The organism is Thermoactinomyces sp. CICC 23799, assembly GCF_016055145.1.
Taxonomy (GTDB): Bacteria; Bacillota; Bacilli; order Thermoactinomycetales; family Thermoactinomycetaceae; genus Thermoactinomyces; species Thermoactinomyces intermedius.
Window position 1 is genome coordinate 22,853 of record NZ_JAECVV010000008.1, and the last position, 19,504, is coordinate 42,356.

18 protein-coding genes, 2 tRNA genes and 1 other annotated feature are annotated in these 19,504 nt (G+C 49.0%); of the genes, 18 read left to right on the forward strand and 2 right to left on the reverse strand.

Features of this window, described 5'->3' with window-relative positions; translation table 11 throughout:
- Positions 1-200: 200 nt before the first annotated feature.
- The 9 genes from I8U21_RS11380 (at position 201) to thrS (ending at position 8,500) form a co-directional block, all read left to right on the forward strand.
- The gene (locus tag I8U21_RS11380; protein ID WP_181731991.1) at positions 201-683 is read left to right on the forward strand and encodes a glutathione peroxidase; all 483 of its coding nucleotides are present in this window, start codon (positions 201-203) and stop codon (positions 681-683) included.
- Positions 684-818: 135 nt separating this feature from the next.
- A complete protein-coding gene (gene nrdR / locus I8U21_RS11385; RefSeq protein ID WP_181731990.1) occupies positions 819-1,313 on the forward strand; it encodes a transcriptional regulator NrdR in 495 nt (164 codons plus the stop codon).
- 98 nt (positions 1,314-1,411) lie between these two features.
- On the forward strand, positions 1,412-2,869 hold the full coding sequence (locus tag I8U21_RS11390; protein WP_181731989.1) for a replication initiation and membrane attachment family protein: 1,458 nt from the start codon (positions 1,412-1,414) through the stop codon (positions 2,867-2,869).
- A 114-nt stretch (positions 2,870-2,983) separates the two neighbouring features.
- Positions 2,984-3,059: transfer RNA gene (locus I8U21_RS11395), tRNA-Phe, on the forward strand.
- A 7-nt stretch (positions 3,060-3,066) separates the two neighbouring features.
- Positions 3,067-3,156, forward strand: a tRNA-Leu gene (locus I8U21_RS11400).
- Positions 3,157-3,316: 160 nt separating this feature from the next.
- Positions 3,317-4,429, forward strand: coding sequence for a cyclic dehypoxanthinyl futalosine synthase (gene mqnC / locus I8U21_RS11405; protein WP_181731988.1), 1,113 nt, complete (start codon positions 3,317-3,319; stop codon positions 4,427-4,429).
- A gap of 171 nt (positions 4,430-4,600) precedes the next feature.
- Positions 4,601-5,233, forward strand: a complete 633-nt coding sequence (locus I8U21_RS11410) for a metal-dependent hydrolase (RefSeq protein WP_181731987.1) — start codon at positions 4,601-4,603, stop codon at positions 5,231-5,233.
- A 140-nt stretch (positions 5,234-5,373) separates the two neighbouring features.
- Positions 5,374-6,258, forward strand: a complete 885-nt coding sequence (gene ytxC, locus I8U21_RS11415) for a putative sporulation protein YtxC (protein WP_181731986.1) — start codon at positions 5,374-5,376, stop codon at positions 6,256-6,258.
- A gap of 334 nt (positions 6,259-6,592) precedes the next feature.
- Positions 6,593-8,500 carry a threonine--tRNA ligase gene (thrS, locus tag I8U21_RS11420; protein WP_198053946.1) on the forward strand — a complete coding sequence of 636 codons (1,908 nt, stop codon included), beginning with the start codon at positions 6,593-6,595 and terminating at the stop codon, positions 8,498-8,500.
- 40 nt (positions 8,501-8,540) lie between these two features.
- Here the strand turns inward: thrS and I8U21_RS11425 are convergent, their stop codons facing one another.
- On the reverse strand, positions 8,541-9,089 hold the full coding sequence (locus I8U21_RS11425; RefSeq protein ID WP_181731984.1) for a DUF420 domain-containing protein: 549 nt from the start codon (positions 9,087-9,089) through the stop codon (positions 8,541-8,543).
- Positions 9,090-9,296: 207 nt separating this feature from the next.
- Positions 9,297-9,425, forward strand: a sequence feature (ribosomal protein L20 leader region).
- Between the two features lie 16 nt (positions 9,426-9,441).
- On the opposite strand from I8U21_RS11425, the gene infC reads away from it, so the two are divergent.
- The 3 genes from infC to rplT are packed head-to-tail and all read left to right on the forward strand — an operon-like array spanning position 9,442 to position 10,571.
- Positions 9,442-9,966 (forward strand): translation initiation factor IF-3, encoded by a 525-nt coding sequence (gene infC / locus I8U21_RS11430; RefSeq protein ID WP_181732024.1) that lies wholly within the window; start codon positions 9,442-9,444, stop codon positions 9,964-9,966.
- A gap of 15 nt (positions 9,967-9,981) precedes the next feature.
- Positions 9,982-10,179 carry a 50S ribosomal protein L35 gene (gene rpmI / locus I8U21_RS11435; RefSeq protein WP_037993415.1) on the forward strand — a complete coding sequence of 66 codons (198 nt, stop codon included), beginning with the start codon at positions 9,982-9,984 and terminating at the stop codon, positions 10,177-10,179.
- Positions 10,180-10,217: 38 nt separating this feature from the next.
- Entirely contained in the window at positions 10,218-10,571 is a 354-nt protein-coding gene (gene rplT, locus I8U21_RS11440; protein WP_181731983.1) for a 50S ribosomal protein L20, read from the forward strand.
- Between the two features lie 42 nt (positions 10,572-10,613).
- Here rplT and I8U21_RS11445 read toward each other — a convergent pair whose 3' ends face one another.
- Positions 10,614-11,027, reverse strand: coding sequence for a MarR family winged helix-turn-helix transcriptional regulator (locus tag I8U21_RS11445; RefSeq protein WP_181731982.1), 414 nt, complete (start codon positions 11,025-11,027; stop codon positions 10,614-10,616).
- Between the two features lie 189 nt (positions 11,028-11,216).
- On the opposite strand from I8U21_RS11445, the gene ilvD reads away from it, so the two are divergent.
- From ilvD to leuB, 6 genes are all read left to right on the forward strand, one after another.
- Positions 11,217-12,887 carry a dihydroxy-acid dehydratase gene (gene ilvD / locus I8U21_RS11450; RefSeq protein WP_198053947.1) on the forward strand — a complete coding sequence of 557 codons (1,671 nt, stop codon included), beginning with the start codon at positions 11,217-11,219 and terminating at the stop codon, positions 12,885-12,887.
- Positions 12,888-13,498: 611 nt separating this feature from the next.
- The gene (gene ilvB, locus I8U21_RS11455; RefSeq protein WP_198054013.1) at positions 13,499-15,211 is read left to right on the forward strand and encodes a biosynthetic-type acetolactate synthase large subunit; all 1,713 of its coding nucleotides are present in this window, start codon (positions 13,499-13,501) and stop codon (positions 15,209-15,211) included.
- Positions 15,208-15,711: an acetolactate synthase small subunit gene (gene ilvN / locus I8U21_RS11460; RefSeq protein WP_198053948.1), complete on the forward strand. Its 504-nt coding sequence runs from the start codon at positions 15,208-15,210 to the stop codon at positions 15,709-15,711. The genes ilvB and ilvN overlap by 4 nt, the downstream gene beginning before the upstream one ends.
- A gap of 19 nt (positions 15,712-15,730) precedes the next feature.
- A complete protein-coding gene (gene ilvC / locus I8U21_RS11465; protein WP_198053949.1) occupies positions 15,731-16,735 on the forward strand; it encodes a ketol-acid reductoisomerase in 1,005 nt (334 codons plus the stop codon).
- Positions 16,736-16,761: 26 nt separating this feature from the next.
- Positions 16,762-18,312, forward strand: coding sequence for a 2-isopropylmalate synthase (locus I8U21_RS11470; RefSeq protein ID WP_198053950.1), 1,551 nt, complete (start codon positions 16,762-16,764; stop codon positions 18,310-18,312).
- A 23-nt stretch (positions 18,313-18,335) separates the two neighbouring features.
- Positions 18,336-19,445 (forward strand): 3-isopropylmalate dehydrogenase, encoded by a 1,110-nt coding sequence (leuB, locus tag I8U21_RS11475; protein ID WP_181731977.1) that lies wholly within the window; start codon positions 18,336-18,338, stop codon positions 19,443-19,445.
- Positions 19,446-19,504: the final 59 nt, after the last annotated feature.

Consider the following 19,504-nt stretch of genomic DNA (forward strand, 5'->3'; position numbering starts at 1 on the left):
GGAAAATGATTCTGCAAGCTTTTTCCTTTTATAGGGAGCTTTGACCGGATGTTTCACCGGATTGTTTATTTAATGAAACAAATGGAATGTATGTTCTCTATTTAAGGTTTTTCTCATTTGAGAAAATAAAATTGTAACAGCTTACAAAGCCTGGTGGACACCGCTGAAGCTGTGACATACCATGAAAGGAAGGTTGAACCATGAGTGTTTACGAATATACCGTTGTCACCAATCAAGGGGAGGAACAATCTCTGAAAGAATATGAAGGGAACGTCCTGTTGATCGTCAATACGGCGACCCGGTGCGGATTTGCCCCGCAATTCAAAGATTTGCAAGAACTGTATGAAAAATATCACGGCCGCGGGTTCTATGTGCTGGGCTTTCCGTGCAACCAATTTGGGAACCAGGAACCGGGAACGGACGAAGAAATCCGTAATTTTTGCGAAATCAACTACCGTGTCACCTTTCCCTTGTTTCAAAAAGTGGATGTGAAGGGGGAAAATCAACATCCGCTTTTCAAATACCTGACCCAATCGGCACAAGGATTGTTGAACAAAGAGATCAAATGGAACTTCACCAAATTCCTGGTTGACCGGCAAGGAAATGTGGTCAAACGCTTTGCCCCGACCACCTCACCCAAAAAGATTGCACCCGAAATCGAAGCCTTGTTGGAACAGAAGTGAGTCCAACCGGTGACAAAATATGGGTTGAAACCTGTCAACAAATATTTAAAATGGAAATATGACATTTGTGCTCAGGATAAGGGTGGTTCGCACACAGACGCAAAAGCAGACGAAGTCAGGAGGAGATGATGAAACTTGAGATGCCCGTTTTGCGGAAATCATGGCAGCCGTGTCCTGGACTCCCGCCCGGTTCATGAAGGAAGGGCGATTCGCCGGCGCAGGGAATGCGAAAAGTGCGAACAGCGCTTCACCACTTTTGAAATGATTGAAGAACAACCACTCATCGTGATCAAAAAAGACGGGAGCCGCGAAGAATTCAGCCGTGAAAAGCTGCTTCGCGGCCTGATTCGTGCCTGCGAAAAAAGGCCGGTTCCGCTGGCCAGGCTGGAAGACCTTGTCGTGGATATTGAAAGAAAGTTGCGGCAATGCGGAGCGGCAGAAGTCCCGTCCAAGGAAATCGGTGAAATGGTGATGGAGCGGCTGGTTGACATTGATGAAGTTTCGTATGTGCGGTTTGCCTCTGTCTACCGGCAGTTTAAAGATATCAACGTTTTTGTCAATGAGTTGGAAGAACTGTTGCAACGGTCGAAAATGGCTTTTGATAAAGAAAAAAAACGAGGGTCTGAGTAAGAATTGGTGGGAAATGGGATTTGATGATCCGGCAGGCTCGTATGTTACAATGATATTCCCGAATGCTAGCGAAAGCGAAGTGCAGAGGAGGCCAAACCATGGCTATGTTTTGGAAAGACGCGGGTTGGCGTTGCCGCACCCATCGTCCGATCCATCATGCAGATCTCGTTGGACTGATTCATCTGTATCAACCCATCGTCGGAGCTTCTGCCATCTCATTATACATGACGCTGGCCTGTCAAGTTCCCCTTCACCGTGCCGGTGTTTCCAAGTTGTATGCTCATTCGTATTTATTGCAGTTATGTTCCTTTACGTTTGATCAACTGTTGGAAGCCAGACATTTGCTGGAAGGTGTCGGACTGATCAATACGTATGAGATCGAAGAGGAAGAAGATCATGTTTATTATGAATATGAAATGCTCCCCCCGCTGACGCCGGCAAAGTTTTTTCAAAGTGATATTTTAAGTGTCACGCTTTACAATGCATTGGGCAAAGAAAGATACATTGCCGTAAAAGACTGGCTGACCGGGGATGACCGTTTTCAACCCGGCCGGAAGGAAGAAAAAAAGAAAAACATCACCCGTTCGTTCCAGGATGTGTTTGACAGCATTTCGCCGGCAGAACTGGCCAAACAAGCTGAACGGGAAAAAGAAGTGACCGGGCCGGTGGCCAAAATCGACGAAAGCCTGCATCAAGGAAAAAGGCCGGATTTTATGCAGGACGACATTGATTTTTCCATGCTGCAGTTGCGCTTGTCGCACTTATTGGGAAAAGATGTTTGGACGGAGGATTTAAAAAAAGAAATCAGAGAACTTGGTTTTTTGTATCAGCTGGATGAATGGGCGATTTTAAAAGCGTTGCAAAATCCTTATGTGACCAGTCACGGACAAATCCGTCTGGACCGCTTGCGTTCTTTTGTCCGCAGTGAATATTGCATGCAGTTTGGCAGTACGCCCGTGGTGGCAAAGAAGGCGGATGCGTTGGCGGCCAAAGAGGAGAAAAAGATGCCGCCGGATCGGGAAAAGCCGCTTTCTGAAGAAGAAAAGCACATTCGGCAATTGGCGCAAATTTCCCCCATGCAACTTTTGGCTTTTTACCAGAAAGGGGCGCGAATCCCGGCCAGCGATGTGGAAATCGTGGAGTCGTTGATTCGCCACTACGGATTGCCGCCGGGGGTGGTCAATGTGCTCTTGGAATATGTCTTGTTGAAATATGATTATAAACTGCCGCGAAATTTGGTGGAAAAAATTGCGGGCCATTGGAAACGGCTGGGCATTTCCACGGTGGAAGAGGCCGTGGAGCAGGCGAAAAAAGAAGAATGGGAAACGAAAAAGAAAAAGCAGCAGCCGCGTTCTTTCCAACCGAAAAATCCCCGCAACAAGCCGGAAGCATTGCCCCAAACATTGCAAATGCAAATGGAGCAATCCCAACGGGCAAAATCCGGACAAGCGACAAAAGATGAATGGGCAGACCAGCAAGAACAGATTCGCGCGAAACTTCGGTTGATGAATGAGCGTTTTGTGGCCGGCAACAAGGAGAAAAAAAACACCCCCTGAACATCATCAGACGGTGGCAGGGGGTGTCTTGAACAAAAAAATTTCCTGATTCATCTTGCGTGTTTGATGCTTGCGTGGTATAATATCATTTGTCGTCAACAATTTGTTACATAAGGTTCGGTAGCTCAGTCGGTAGAGCAGAGGACTGAAAATCCTCGTGTCGGCGGTTCGATTCCGTCCCGAACCACCAATTTTTTGCCGGGGTGGCGGAATTGGCAGACGCACAGGACTTAAAATCCTGCGGTGGGTGTACCACCGTGTCGGTTCGAGTCCGACCCTCGGCACCACAACATAAAAAAATCCTCCTGTTTTCATCGGGTGAATTCACATCGCCTGAAAACAGGAGGATTTTTTGTGCAGTATTCCCGCCCCATCCGTTTTGATTTGTGATACGATGGACATGATTGGGTTGGCGGTCGATCTGACTCTTTAGGAGGTTGAATAGATATGTCGAAGATTGATTCCATCATCGAAAGGGCGCTTGCCGGAGAACGCTTGGGGTTTGAAGACGGGCTGGCCCTGTGGGAAAGTGACGAGATTGAAAAAATGGGATGGGCTGCGGACCAGATCATGAAAAAATGGCATCCGGAGCCGGTCACAACGTTTGTCATCGGTCGCAATATCAACTATACCAATATTTGTGACACATATTGCCGGTTTTGTGCGTTTTACCGCCGGCCGGGGTCGGAAGAAGGGTATGTCCTGCCGAATGAAGTGATCTTCCAAAAAATCCAGGAAACCGTGGATGTGGGCGGGACGGAAATCCTGATGCAAGGCGGAACCAATCCGGATTTGCCGTTTGAATATTACACGAATCTGTTACGGGAAATTAAAAAACGCTTTCCCGATATCACCATGCATTCTTTTTCGCCTGCTGAAATCATGAAAATGAAAGAAGTATCCGGCCTTTCCCTGGAAGAAGTGATCCGCCGGTTGCATGAAGCGGGGCTGGATTCTTTGCCCGGCGGCGGAGCGGAAATTCTGGATGATGAAATTCGCCGGAAAATCAGCCGGTTGAAAGGTTCCTGGCGCGATTGGATGGATGTCATGCAAACGGCCCATCGTGTGGGGATGCACACCACGGCTACCATGGTGATCGGTTTTGGCGAAACGAATGAACACCGGGTGAATCATTTGCTCCGGATCCGGCAGGCCCAAGACGAGACCAAAGGATTCCTCGCTTTCATCGTATGGACGTTCCAGCCGGACAACACCAATTTGAAACGGGAAAAACTGCCACCTGAAGAATATTTGAAAGCGGTGGCGATTTCCCGGTTGATGCTGGACAACATCCCCAACCTCCAATCTTCCTGGGTGACCATGGGACCGGAAATCGGGAAAAAATCACTGCACTTCGGATGCAATGACTTTGGAAGCACCATGATCGAAGAAAACGTGGTTTCGGCTGCCGGCACCACTCATAAAGTAAACAACCACCTCATTTTGCGCCTGATCCGGGAAGCCGGGAAAATTCCGGCGCAACGGAACACGAAATATGAGATCTTGCGTGTTTTTAAAGAGGGCGAGTATACTGAAAAAGATTTCGTGATGCAAAACTGATTGTGGTCTTGGACGAAGTGGCATTCCGGTTCCCGGGGTGCCATTTCATAATTTAAGAAAATAAATAGATTTTACTTTATATATTTGCTATTTTAAATATGGGATCAAAAAGGTTTTTTTATGGCAAATCCTTCATTTGCCCTCAGATACAGAGAGATAGGAGGAGAGGGTTTGACAGGAAAAACACATTTTGCCATCGGCGTGGCATCGGGTGTCGGACTAGCCGTGGCTTCCGGAAATCCGGATGATGTAGGGGAACTTGCTTTAACCATTGTTTTGGCGGGAATTGCTTCTTTGCTCCCGGATATCGATGAAGACGGCAGCCTGATTAACAACTTTCTGTTCCCTTCGCTGAGCAGGACCTACCGGTCATTTGCGCTGGCCGCTTTGGGAGTGGTCATGATTCTGCTGTTTTTCATCAAAAGCCTGCCTCTTTGGGTGTTGCTGTTGGGGATTTTTGCCGCCAGCGTCGCTTATGCCCCTCACCGGTCGGTAACCCATTCGCTACTGACCTGTGCCTACGTCACTTGGATGTTTTACACGATTCAACCGTGGATGGCCGTACCGGTGTTGGTTGGTTATTTGTCCCATCTTTTTGCGGATACGTTAACCAGTGCGGGAGTTCCTTATTTGTGGCCTCATAAAAAGAAATTTTCCATGAAAGCTTTTGGAATCAAGGTGAAAACGGGCGGGAGCGAAGAAAAACTGATCGGAAGGCTGTCCGTTTTGTTGGCTGCGCTGGGGTTTGTTTATTTGATCGGACTGATTCTTTATAACGAAGTAAAAATGGCCGGATGGTTCTGAAGAGAAGGCTTGGTTTTTTGACCAAGTCTTTTTTGTTTTTCGTTGGTCCTTTTGTTTTTTTGTATACCGTTATTGGTTGCAACATATATTGGTATGGAAAGGAGTTGCCTCAGTTGATCCTTGGATGGGAGGGGAGACGGTTGAAATATCTGATTTCGTTTGATCAGAGAGATGAGCCATTTCGTTCCTGTTTGCAAGACTTGCGCGAGGGCATCCGCTCCGTCTGCCCGGCTTTTGACATGAAAGAGATGGGAATGGGAGAGCGTTATGTCATCCTCATCCGGTTGAAACAGTGGATGGATGAGAAACAAAGGGATCGGATGGCATGGCAAGTGGGCAAAATCCTGACCCGTTACATTTGTGACCATCTGGAACCAAAATGGATTAACAAAATGATCCAATCCAGCCACCATTATTTCACTAAGAAAGAAATCGGGCAGATACAGCAACAGGTGTTGGAGCAATTGGAGACCAGCGCGTGGGAATGCCAACAGGTGATATACCGCAGCCGGCGGGAGAAATTGGAGAAACAGATCGCCGGTTTTTTGAAAGAAAATCATCACATTGCTTTGGACGGTTTTGTATCCTTTCGCTTGAAGACTTACCGGAAAACGCTGATGGCTTGTGTGGAGGAAGCTATTCAAGCTTACCGTTTGAAAAGGCAATACCATGAATTTATTGAATTGTTGCGCATGTTTATCGAGTCCCGGCCCCCGAAAATCGGGCTGGTGCATGTCATCCATGACAACCAACAATTTCATGTGCTGAAAGCGGACGGCACCCCGGTTTTGGACAAAGATCTGGAGCCGGTTTTTATGGAAATGGCCGATCAAACGGCATCCCAAAAAGATCACCTGATGAGCATTTTGTTAAGCATGACGCCGGAGCGGATCATCATCCACACCACCAGCCCGGATGAAAATGTGATCAAAACCTTGATGCAAATTTTTGAAGGAAGAGTGATGACTTGTGACGGCTGCAGCCAATGTCAGCCATCCGCCCGGCCGTTTTTGGAAGATGCTTGACGAACCGGTGGCGAAATGAGTATAATACATAAAAAATTTTATCCAAAAGCGATGATGAGGACACGGGCATCTCCGACGGTTTCAGAGAGTGGGGGTCAGCGGCTGGAAGCCTCCATAACCCAATCGGAAAGTGCTTACCACCTCAGAGCTGCAACAAGGAACGCATCATGGATGCCAGTAATTGTTGCCGGGACTTTGCCGTTATTGAGATGAGAGAACCTTGAACAGCCTGATCCGGCTGTTTCAGGTTGAAGAAGGGTGGAACCGCGACGACCAGCTCGTCCCTTTGAGGGAGGGGCTTTTTTTATTGATATGAAAAAAAGGAGAGATGGAAATGAGCATCAGTGTCAAATTCCCGGACGGTTCCGTTCGTGAGTATGAATCGTCCGTCACGGTGGGGGAGATTGCCGGCTCCATCAGCCGGAGCTTGTCCAAAAAAGCCGTTGCCGGCAAAATCAACGGCCAAGTGGTGGATTTGTCCAGAGAAGTGCCGGACGGCGCCGAAATCCAAGTGCTGACTTTGGACGATGAAGAAGGCTTGGAAGTATACCGCCACAGCACGGCTCACCTGATGGCACAGGCGTTGAAACGAATGTATCCGGATGTGAAACTGGGGATCGGCCCGGTGATTGAAGACGGATTTTATTATGACGTGGATTTGCCGGTTCGTTTGACGCCGGAGGATCTGCCCAAGATCGAAGAAGAGATGAGAAAAATCGTCAAAGAAAATTTGCCGATTGAGCGAAAAGTCGTTTCCCGGGAGGAAGCCATCCGGATTTATGAAGAAACAGGCGATCATCTGAAATTGGAGATCATTCGTGACCTGCCGGAAGATGCAGTGATCACCATGTATCATCAAGGCGAGTTTTTTGATCTGTGTCGTGGTCCCCATCTGCCGTCCACCGGAAAAATCAAAGCGTTTAAATTATTAAGCATCGCCGGGGCTTATTGGCGGGGGGATTCGGACAACCAGATGCTGCAGAGGATTTACGGGACGGCCTGGCCGAAACAATCCCAGTTGGAGGAACATTTAAACTTCCTGGAAGAAGCGAAAAAGCGGGATCACCGGAAACTGGGAAGGGAACTCGGCTTATACATGTTCTCGGAGGAAGCCCCCGGCATGCCGTTTTATTTGCCGAACGGGATGATTTTGCGCAATGAATTGGAACAATACTCGCGTGATCTGCAAATCAAAGCCGGTTACAAAGAAGTCCGCACCCCGCTCATCATGAACCAGCGCTTGTGGGAACAATCGGGACACTGGGATCATTACAAGGAAAACATGTACTTTACCAATGTGGATGAATCCGCTTTTGCCGTCAAACCGATGAACTGTCCCGGACATATGCTGATATTTAAACATGATATCCGCTCATACCGGGATTTGCCGCTTCGCCTGGCTGAATTCGGGCAAGTGCATCGCCACGAGTTGTCGGGAGCTTTAAACGGCATGCTCCGGGTCCGGACGTTCACCCAGGATGATGCGCATATCTTTGTGCGGCCGGATCAGATCGAAGAAGAAGTGACCGCCGCGCTTCAACTGGTGGATCAGATTTACAGCACCTTTGGTTTCCCCTATTCCATCGAGCTTTCCACCCGTCCCGAAGATTCGATGGGTTCGGATGAACTGTGGGAAAAAGCGGAATCCGCACTGCAAAGCGTATTGGATAAGTCCGGCATCGAATACCGGATCAATGAAGGAGACGGTGCGTTTTACGGTCCGAAGATCGATTTCCATATCCGGGATGCTTTGAAGCGGAGCCATCAATGCGCCACCATCCAATTGGATTTCCAAATGCCGGAGAAATTTGATCTCTCCTATGTCGGGGAGGACAATGAACGGCATCGTCCGGTGGTGATTCACCGGGCCATTTACGGGTCGATTGACCGCTTTATCGGGATTTTGGTCGAGCACTATGGCGGTGCTTTCCCGTTATGGCTGGCTCCGGTTCAGGCCAAAGTGATTCCGATTTCCCGCGCGTTTAATGACTACGCCGAACAAGTGACGGCCCGGTTGCGGGAGGCGGGAATCCGTGCGGAGCTGGACGGCCGTGATGAAAAAGTTGGTTATAAAATCCGGGAAGCCCAAGTGCAAAAAGTTCCCTACATGCTGGTGATCGGTGAAAAAGAAATGAATGCGAATGCCGTGGCTGTCCGGAAGCGGACCGAAGGAGATCTCGGCGCCAAGCCGCTGGATGAAGTGATTGAACAATTGGTTGCGGAAATCAAAGAGAAAAAATGACGATGAAAAAAGCACCCCGTTTGGTGAAGGGGTGCTTTTTTCAATAATAAGGGGAAATCATCAAATAAACCAGCACACCGGTGATGCTGACATACAGCCAGATCGGCATGGTCCAGCGTGCGATTTTCCGGTGTCTTTCCACCTGCATCTTCAAGCCGCGAACCATCGTGAAAAGAGCGAGAAACACGGTGGGGGCGGCCAAAACGATATGGGTGATCAAGATGAAGTAATAGATGATTTTGAGCCATCCTTCCCCGCCGTAAGAAGTGGAAGGCGCCAACGAATGATAAACCAGATAAGTGATCAAAAAAAGAGCGGTCGACCCGAAGGCGGCAAAGATAAAACGGCGGTGCATGCGTATATTTTTTTTCTTGATGAAATATAATGCGGTAATGAGGAACACTGTCGTAAAGCTGTTGAAAATTGCGTTTAACATGGGCAAAAACGTTAAATCCACATGATCGAACCCTTGGTATTTCGGCATGAAAAAGAGGACGACGATAATGGCGTTGATGATGATGGTCAAGGTGACGATCCATGCCGTGGTTTTCTTTTCGTCCGCCGGAATTTGCCTGGTTTGGTCAGCCATGGTTTCACCCTTTCATTGCAATGAACTTACCTTCAGTATACATTTTTTTACTGACAAACTCCTGTAAAAAAGGTGACAAAACGGACAAAACTTTTTCCTTTATTTTCCGTTTGACGGATCCCGGGAAAAAGAATATATTCAAATTGGCCGATTTGGATCGTGCGTCACGTTTGACACGGGTTTTGTTTCTGTGATAGTATATTTTTGTCATGCAAGAAGAAGCGCCCGCTTCTCACCTGATCAACGCGGAGTTGGCAGGTTCCGATGCAACTGATTTTCCTGTGGATATTGGAAGCAAAGTGTGGGCGTTTTCTGCGCTTACACTTTTTTATTTTTCAATTTTTTTCCGGAGGTGGCAGGTATCAGCAAGGAACATCAGCACCAAGTCAATGAGTCGATTCGTGCTCGGGAAGTTCGCCTGATCGGCGTTGACGGTACGCAATTGGGAATCAAACCCATCCGGGAGGCTTTGCAGCTTGCACAAGAAGCCAATCTGGATCTCGTGAATGTTGCCCCGCAGGCAAAACCGCCGGTTTGCCGTATCATGGATTACGGAAAGTACCGTTATGAACAAAGCAAACGTGAAAAAGAAGCACGCAAGAATCAAAAAACGATTCAAATCAAAGAGGTGCGCCTCAGCCCGACGATTGAAGAGAACGACATCAAAACCAAATTGAGCAATGTGAAAAAATTCCTCAAAAAAGGAAACAAAGTGAAGCTGACCATTCGATTCCGCGGCCGGGAAATCACTCACCAGGAATTGGGACGCAGTATTTTGGACCGGATGGCCAAGGAAGTGGAAGACCTTTCGGAAATCGAACGGGCTCCGAAATTGGAAGGCCGTCAGATGATCATGATTTTAGCACCGAAACAGTAGAAGGAGGACAATGTTATGCCAAAAATGAAAACCAAAAAAGCTGCGGCAAAGCGCTTTAAGAAAACCGGAACCGGCAAAGTGAAACGCTCCCATGCGTATACAAGCCACTTGTTCGAGGCAAAAAGCCCGAAGCGCAAACGCAAATTGCGTAAAAGTGCAATCATGCACTCCGGTGATGAAAAACGGATCAGACAGTTGATTTCCTATCTGTAAGAAACGCCTAAAGAAAGAGACTTCAGGAGGGATTTATTGTGGCAAGAGTGAAAGGTGGTACCGTGACGCGTGCACGTCGCAAAAAGGTACTGAAATTGGCTAGAGGTTATTTTGGTTCCAAACATGCGTTGTTCCGTACGGCAAAACAACAAGTCATGAAATCGTTGATGTATGCATACCGTGACCGCCGCCAACGTAAGCGTGATTTCCGCAAATTGTGGATTACACGCATTAATGCGGCCGCACGCATGAACGGCATGTCTTATAACAAATTCATCCATGGCCTGAAAGTGGCAGGCGTGGACATCAACCGGAAAGTTCTTGCGGAATTGGCCGTGACGGACCAAAAAGCGTTTGCCGAATTGGTCAATGTTGCCAAAAAAGCAAAATAATGGACCGATCGATGGAGAAAACCCCCGGCATCCGGGGGTTTTTTAAATGACTTTCTGCAACAGGGAAAGCAAGGTTTGCAACTCTTCCGTGGACAAGTTTTCAAATTTTTTCCGAAAGTATTCGGATTTTTGGTCGGCAAGTTTTTGAATCAGTTCCTTGCCTTGATCGGTCAGATGCAGTTCGACCACGCGTTTGTCCAATTGGGACCGTTGCCGGTACACCAGATTTTTTTTCTCCAACTGATCCGCCACATGAGTGATGTGGCTGACGGATACATCAAATTCCTGTGCCAGCGCGGTAATGATTTGAGGGCTTTTATTGAGTTTTTTGAGCACGCCGAATTCAGCCCCGTTAATTTGATCTCCCCAAATTTCCGTTAAATCTTTACGGATTTGCCGTAAAATGAGGCGAAACACTTGTTCCAATTCCATTGACATTTCAATTCTGTCCAACATCACTTTCTCCTTCTTCGGATTCCCCATTTTGTTTTATGAAGTGAAATATTAGTCATGATTATAAACCATTCTCTTTCAATTTTACAACATAAATTTCTGTTGTTTTTGTTTTTTTCGTTCTTTTTTATTCGTGACAACCGTCCCGTTTTGTTATAAACTGATATGAAAAATCAAAAAAGGGGGATAACAATGCGAAGTGACAAAATTAAAAAAGGCATCGACCGGGCGCCGCACCGCGCATTGTTGCGGGCTGCCGGTTTGAAAGATGAAGATTTTGACAAGCCTTTTATCGGCATATGCAATTCATTTGTTGAAATCATTCCGGGGCATATGCATTTAAATAAATTTGCCGAAGTGGTGAAAGAAGCCGTCCGGGAGGCGGGCGGAGTTCCTTTTGAATTTAATGCGATCGGTGTGGATGACGGTATTGCCATGGGGCATATCGGCATGCGTTACTCGCTGCCCAGCCGGGAAATCATTGCCGATTCGGTGGAGACGGTGGCGTTGGCCCATTGGTTTGACGGTCTCATTTGTATTCCCAATTGTGACAAAATTACGCCCGGCATGATGATGGGGGCGTTAAGGGTGAACATCCCAACCATATTCGTCAGCGGCGGACCGATGCGGGCCGGGGTGACGCCGCAGGGAGAAAAAGTGGATCTGGTTTCGGTTTTTGAAGGAGTGGGGGCTTACCACGCCGGAAAAATGGACGAGCGGGAATTGCAAACGTTGGAACAGTTTGGATGCCCGAGCTGCGGGTCTTGTTCCGGGATGTTTACGGCCAATTCGATGAACTGTCTGGCGGAAGCTTTGGGGTTGGCTTTGCCGGGAAACGGAAGCATCCTTGCCGGCACGGAGGAACGAAATGAATTGGCGCGAAAAGCGGCCCGGCAAATTCTCCGTTTAATCGAAGCAGACCTGAAGCCGCGGGACATTGTCACCAAGGAAGCGGTGGATAATGCCCTGGTGTTGGACATGGCCATGGGAGGTTCCACCAATACGATCCTTCATACCATGGCGATTGCGCACGAAGCAGGAATTGATTATCCGCTGGAGTCCATCAATGAACTTTCGAAAAAAGTCCCGTACTTATGTAAAGTCAGCCCGGCGGGAAATTGGCATATGGAAGATGTGGACCGGGCGGGAGGCATTTCGGCCATTCTTCATGAGTTGAGCCAAATCGGGGGATTGCTGAATCTGGACCGTCCGACGGTGACCTTGAAAACGCTGGGCGAAAATATTGCAGAAGCAAAAGTCAAAGACCGTGCGGTCATTCGATCGATTGACAATCCATACAGTGAAACGGGAGGACTGCAAATTTTATACGGAAACCTGGCTCCCGACGGTGCAGTGATTAAAACCGGGGCGGTGGATCCTTCCATTCGCCGGTTTAAGGGAAAAGCCATTGTGTTTGATTCCCAGGATTCGGCCATTGCCGGAATTGCCATGGGAAAAGTGAAGCCCGGACATGTTGTGGTCATCCGGTATGAAGGACCCAAAGGCGGCCCGGGCATGCCGGAAATGTTGTCCCCGACTTCCGCCATCATGGGAATGGGGCTCGGAAAAGAAGTGGCGTTGATCACCGACGGCCGTTTTTCCGGAGCGACAAGGGGAATTTGCATCGGTCATATTTCCCCCGAGGCGGCAGAAGGAGGCCCCATCGGACGGGTTGAGCAGGGGGATGAAATTGAAATTGATTTGGATCGGGGAACGCTGGAGCTTTTGATTTCCGATGAGGAGATGGAAAAAAGGAAAGCGGCATGGAAAGCACCTTCCATCGAAGTGGAGGGACGTTTTTTAAGGCGTTACGCCCATATGGTGACATCGGCCAACACCGGGGCCGTTTTAAAAAAAGTATAGGAATTTTTAACGGGTTGAATCACTTTCTGAAAAAAGAAGTGATTCAACTTATTTAAAAAATTTGCAAACGATTACAAATTTGTAATGAATTTTCCCGGAAAAACCGGTTGACACCCTGTGAAGAGGGTGATTATAATAGCATCTAAATAGTCGAAATTGTAATTCTCAAAAAACTTCATTGCTGATGTTTCCTGAATTTCTGCCGTTTTTCAAGCGGCTGTTTTAAAACAACAACAAGCCTGATAATTCAGTATATTGAGACGATGAAGAGGAATGAACATAAGCGAGTGCGTTACAGAGAGTCCGGATTTTGCTGAGACCGGAACCATGAGCTTATGATTCTCTCACCTCGGAGTCGGGTGGCCAAAGATGCAATGCGTTTGCATCGAGTAGTACATTCCCGGTTGTCCCGTTATCGACAGGGTACAGGTCAAGTGTCTTGTCTGTACCCATTGAGACCGGCTTTGCGAAAAGTCGGTAAAATTGGGTGGTACCACGAACCTGATTCGTCCCAATGACGGCATGCACTTGTCGTGTGGGGTGAATCGGGTTTTTTATTTACATCCAAAAAGGAGGAACAAGTGTTGGCTCCCCAAGTGGAAACCAGAACGATGGAGGCAGTTGAGTCAGAGGCAGAGAAGAGGGAACTGACTGGATCCGAGATTTTGCTTCGCAGTTTGATCCGGGAAGGAGTAGAGGTGATATTCGGTTATCCGGGCGGAGCAGTACTGCCGATCTATGACACGTTATATCACGAAAAAGTTCAACATCTGCTCGCTCGCCACGAGCAAGGAGCCATTCATGCCGCTGACGGATACGCGCGAGCAACCGGAAAGCCCGGGGTGGTCATTGCCACATCGGGACCGGGTGCAACCAACCTTGTCACAGGCATTGCAACAGCCATGATGGATTCCGTTCCTTTGGTTTGCATCACAGGGAATGTGGCCCAGGATTTGCTGGGGACGGATGCTTTCCAGGAAGCAGACATTACGGGAATCACGATGCCGATCACCAAGCATAACTATTTGGTCCGGGATGTTTCCCAATTGCCGAGAATCGTGAAAGAGGCGTTCAAAATTGCCACAACGGGGCGCCCCGGACCGGTGCTGATTGACATTCCGAAGGACGTTTCCAATGCGAAAACAACGTTTTCCTATCCGGAAGAAGTCCACATCCCCGGTTTAAAAATTCCTGAAGAGCCTGAGCAAGCCCGGATTGAGCAACTTTACGATGCCATTTCCGAAGCCAGGAAACCATTAATTTTGGCCGGAGGTGGCGTGGTGACATCCGGTGCGGCCGACGAGTTGAGAGAGTTAGCTGAGAAAGCGGAGATTCCGGTGACCACAACCTTGATGGGAATCGGGGGATTTCCCGGCACTCATCCGTATTGGTTGGGAATGCCGGGGATGCATGGAACGTACACCGCCAATCATGCTTTGTTGGAGTGTGATTTGCTGATCGGCATCGGTGTCCGTTTTGATGACCGGGTCACCATGGGGCGCATTGACACATTTGCAAAACGGGCCAAAATCGTGCATATCGACATTGATCCGGCGGAGATCGGAAAAAATGTGGAGACATGGATCCCTCTGGTCGGAGATGTCAAAACCGTTTTGCAACAGGTGAACCGAAAAGTGCCGCGGAGCGATTCAAAAGCGTGGATGGAGCAGTTGAATTTTTGGAAGAAAGAATATCCGTTGACTTATCGCGACGACGGCCGTTCATTAAAACCCCAGTGGGTGATTGAAGAAATTTACCGATCGACCAAAGGGGAAGCGATCATTACCACGGATGTGGGACAACATCAAATGTGGGTCGCACAGTTTTACCGGTTCCACCATCCCCGCTCGCTGCTGAGTTCGGGCGGTCTTGGCACGATGGGATTCGGTTTTCCGGCAGCCATCGGGGCCCAATTGGGGGTGCCGGACCGCCCGGTGATCGCCGTGACGGGTGACGGGGGATTTCAAATGACCTCCCAGGAACTGGCGCTTCTTCCCCTTTTGAATCTTCCGGTGAAAATCGCCATCATCAACAATCAGTGTTTGGGGATGGTCCGGCAATGGCAGGAAGTTTTTTATGAGCAACGTTATTGCGATGTTGACCTTTCGGGCGGTCCGGACTTTGTCAAACTGGCGGATGCTTACGGAATCAAGGCCTGGCGGGCCAAAACTAGGGAAGAAGCCGTTTCCGCTTGGAAAGAGGCCCTGAATCATCCCGGACCGGCGTTGGTCGATTTCTGGGTCGAAGCGGGGGAAAATGTTTATCCGATGGTGGCTCCGGGATCGCGTCTGGATGAGATGGTGATGGGAGATGAGTTGAGATGAGAAGAGTTTTATCCGTGTTGGTCAACAATCAACCCCGGGTCTTGGCGCGAGTGGCCAGTATGATCGGGCAGAGGAACTTCAACATTGAGAGCATCAGTGTGGGGGAGACTGAAAACCCGGCCTACTCCCGCATGGTGATCGTCACGAGGGGAAACCCGTCGACCATTGCGCAAATTTCAAAACAATTAAGCAAATTGATCGACGTGATCCAAGTGGAGCAGTTGGAAAAAGACCAGTCGGTCGAACGGGAACTTCTCCTGATCAAAGTGGCGGCACCGCCGTCGGTCAGAGCCGAGATCACCGGCGTGATCGAACCTTTTCGGGCCAATATCGTGGACGTCGGCCGGCAATCGCTGGTGATCCAGGTGACGGGCGACCCAGTCAAACTGGAAGCCATGATTGAACTGCTTCGTCCCTACGGGATTCAGGAAGTGGCCCGAACCGGGGTGACGGCGATTTCCAGAGGCAGTGTGTCTGAAAACCAAATGGTTTCACTTTAACTTAAGGAGGAATGAAAGAATGGCGAAAATGTATTATGAACAAGATGCGGATTTGGCTTTGTTGCAAGGAAAAACGGTGGCGGTGATCGGATACGGAAGCCAGGGGCATGCCCAGGCACAAAACTTGCGGGACAGCGGAGTGAACGTGGTGATCGGACTCCGGAAGGGGAAATCCTGGGAACAGGCGGCCGCGGACGGATTTGAAGTGCTGGAGGTGGATGAAGCCGTCAAACGTGCCGACGTCGTGCAGGTGCTGATTCCCGACGAGCTGCAGAAAAAGGTGTATGAAGAACAGATTGCCCCTTATTTGCAACCGGGAAATGTATTGATGTTCTCACACGGATTCAATATTCATTTTAAGCAAATTGTTCCGCCCGAAGAGGTGGATGTCATCCTGGTTGCCCCCAAATCGCCGGGCCATCTGTTAAGGAGAGTTTTTGAAGAAGGATTTGGTGTTCCGTCCTTGATCGCGGTTTATCAGGATGCAAGCGGAAGGGCCAAAGACATTGCCTTGGCTTACTGTAAAGGTATCGGTTCCACCAAAGCCGGCGTGATTGAAACCACCTTCAAGGAAGAAACCGAAACCGATCTGTTCGGGGAACAAGCCGTTTTGTGCGGCGGGGTCAGCCGCCTGGTCCAAAGCGGGTTCGAAACCCTGGTGGAAGCCGGATACCAACCGGAAATCGCTTATTTTGAATGTTTGCATGAATTGAAATTGATTGTCGATTTGATGTATGAAGGCGGTTTGAGCCAGATGCGCTACTCGGTCAGCGACACAGCCGAGTACGGCGATTATGTCAGCGGAAAACGGGTGGTTGCAGAACCCAGCCGGGAAGCCATGAAAGAAATCTTGAAAGAAATTCAAGACGGTACCTTTGCCCGCCGTTGGATCCAAGAGAATGAGAATGGACGCAAAGAGTTTGCAGAGTTGAGAAGAGCCGGGAAAGAGCATCCGATTGAGCAAGTGGGTAGTCAGTTGAGAAAGTTGATGGTCTGGACGAAAGCTGAGCCTGTGAAACAATAAATGAGTTTAAAGGAGAGGAAGCGGGTATGCGTACAGTCATGATTTTTGATACGACATTGCGCGATGGAGAGCAGTCCCCGGGTGTCAATTTGAGCACCCGGGAGAAAGTGGAGATTGCGATTCAGTTGGAAAAGTTAGGGGTGAATGTGATTGAAGCCGGATTTGCCGCTTCCTCCAAAGGTGACCTGAATGCCGTCAAAGAAGTGGCGCAAGTGGTGAAAAATGCCTCCGTCTGCAGTTTGTCCCGGGCGGTGAAAAGGGACATCGACTTTGCAAAGGAAGCGTTGCAAGCGGCGGAATCCCCATATCTCCATCTATTTCTGGCAACCTCTCCGATCCATCGGGAATACAAGTTGCAGATGAGCAAAGAACAGGTGAAAACCAGGATCCGTGAGGCAATCACCTATGCAAAAAAGTATTTTTCACAAATTGAGTTCTCGGCAGAAGATGCGGGAAGAACCGAAATCGACTTTTTGTGCGAAGTGGTGGACACCGCCATTTCTGCAGGGGCCACGGTGATCAACCTGCCGGACACGGTCGGTTATCTGACACCGCAAGAATATGCGAAGATGTTTCGCGAAGTGATCAACCGGGTGCCGCGGGCGGATCAAGTGCGGTTGAGCGCTCACTGCCACGATGATTTGGGGATGGCTGTGGCCAACAGTCTGGCAGCGATTGAGGCCGGTGTGTCCCAGGTGGAATGCACCATCAACGGGATTGGTGAAAGAGCGGGAAATGCCGCTTTGGAGGAAATCGCCATGGCGGTAAAAACAAGAGAAGCTTATTACCAAGTGCAAACGACACTCAATTTAAAGGAGATTCACCGGACCAGCCGGATGGTAAGCAAATTGACCGGGATGCCGGTTCCGGGAAACAAAGCGGTGGTGGGAACCAATGCGTTTGCCCATGAGTCGGGCATTCATCAGGATGGCATGTTGAAACACCGCGAAACTTATGAAATCATGACTCCGGAAAGCGTCGGGTTAAATGAAAGCCGTCTGGTGTTGGGCAAACATTCCGGCCGCCATGCCTTCAAAACGAAAATGGTGGAATTGGGGTTTGAGCTGAAAGAGGAGCAAGTCAATCCGTTGTTTGAACGCTTTAAAGAGTTGGCCGACCGCAAAAAAGAAATCACCGATGATGATTTGATTGCATTGGTGGAAGAAAAACTGGTGCATGCACAGGACTTTTATGTGATGGAATCGTTGCAGGTTACCTGCGGCAATCCGTCTCTCCCGACGGCAAGCATTAAGATCAAAAGAGAAAGTGATGGCAAAACCTTTTTTGAAGCTGCGTGCGGAAACGGATCGGTGGATGCCATCTTCAAAGCCATTGACCGGGTTACACAGGAGAAAGTATCTTTGGAGGATTATCGGATCCATTCAGTGACGCAAGGGAAAGATGCGTTGGGTGAAGTGAGTGTTCAGTTGAGACAAGGCGAGCTTTATGTCAGAGGAAGAGGTGTGAGCACGGACGTGTTGGAGGCGAGTGCCCGGGCGTATCTGGATGCGATCAACCGTTTGATTCGTCGCAAAGGAGATTATCCTGCCGAGAAAAAAGCAGTGACGACGGTATAAAGGATCAAAAGGAGTGGACAGAGATGAGCGGAGCAAAGAAAAAAGTGGCTGTATTGCCGGGAGACGGAATCGGGCCGGAGATTGTCGAAGAGGCTGTGAAGGTTTTGCATCAAGTGGAACGGATGTATGGTTGTACCTTTGAATTTCAATACAGCTTGGTGGGGGGAACGGCCATCGACCGGGTGGGCATCCCCCTCCCCGATGAAACGTTGCAATTATGTAAGGAATCGGATGCGGTTTTGCTCGGGGCGGTCGGGGGACCCCAATGGGACCGGTATCCGGCTGAACTGCGTCCGGAGAAAGCTTTGCTGACGCTGAGAAAAGAACTCGGTTTGTTTTCCAATTTGCGCCCGGTCATGGTGTTTGAAGGGTTAAACACCCATTCTTCCTTGCGGTTCGACGTGGTGAAAGACGTGGATCTCATCGTGGTTCGCGAATTAACCGGCGGTATTTATTTTGGAGAGAAGACCCGTTCGCAAACGTTAAAGGGCGAAGTGGCCACCGATCTGCTGGTGTACCATGAATACGAAATTGAACGAATTGTCCGGCAAGCATTTGAGATTGCCAGAAAGCGGCGGAAAAAGGTGACATCCGTGGATAAAGCCAATGTACTGGAAAGTTCCCGGTTATGGCGGAAGGTGACTGAAAAAGTGGCTGAAGAATACCCGGATGTCACTTTGGAACACATGCTGGTGGACAATTGCGCCATGCAATTGATTCTGCGCCCGTCTTCTTTCGATGTGCTGGTGACGGAAAACATGTTTGGCGATATTTTAAGTGATGAATCCGCCATTCTTTCCGGTTCCATCGGTTTGTTACCGTCGGCCAGCCTGGGTGAGGATTCCTTTGGTTTGTATGAACCGGTTCATGGTTCCGCCCCCGACATTGCCGGGCAGGGAGTGGCCAATCCGGCGGCGACGATATTGTCCGCTGCATTGATGTTGAAATTTTCGTTTGGTCTCCACCAAGCGGCTGAGGCAGTGGAACAGGCCGTCCGAAACGTTCTTGCCAACGGATACCGGACGCCGGATTTGGCCAAACCGGATACGATGGCGGTGGATACGGAGGAATTTGGCGATTTGGTTGTGGAAGAACTGAAGCGGTGTTTTCCGGTGTTGTCCAAAGCGAATTAAAAAAATGAAAGTGAAAAAAGCCGGCCTGTAGGAAGGCCGGCTTTTTTTAAATGGAATTT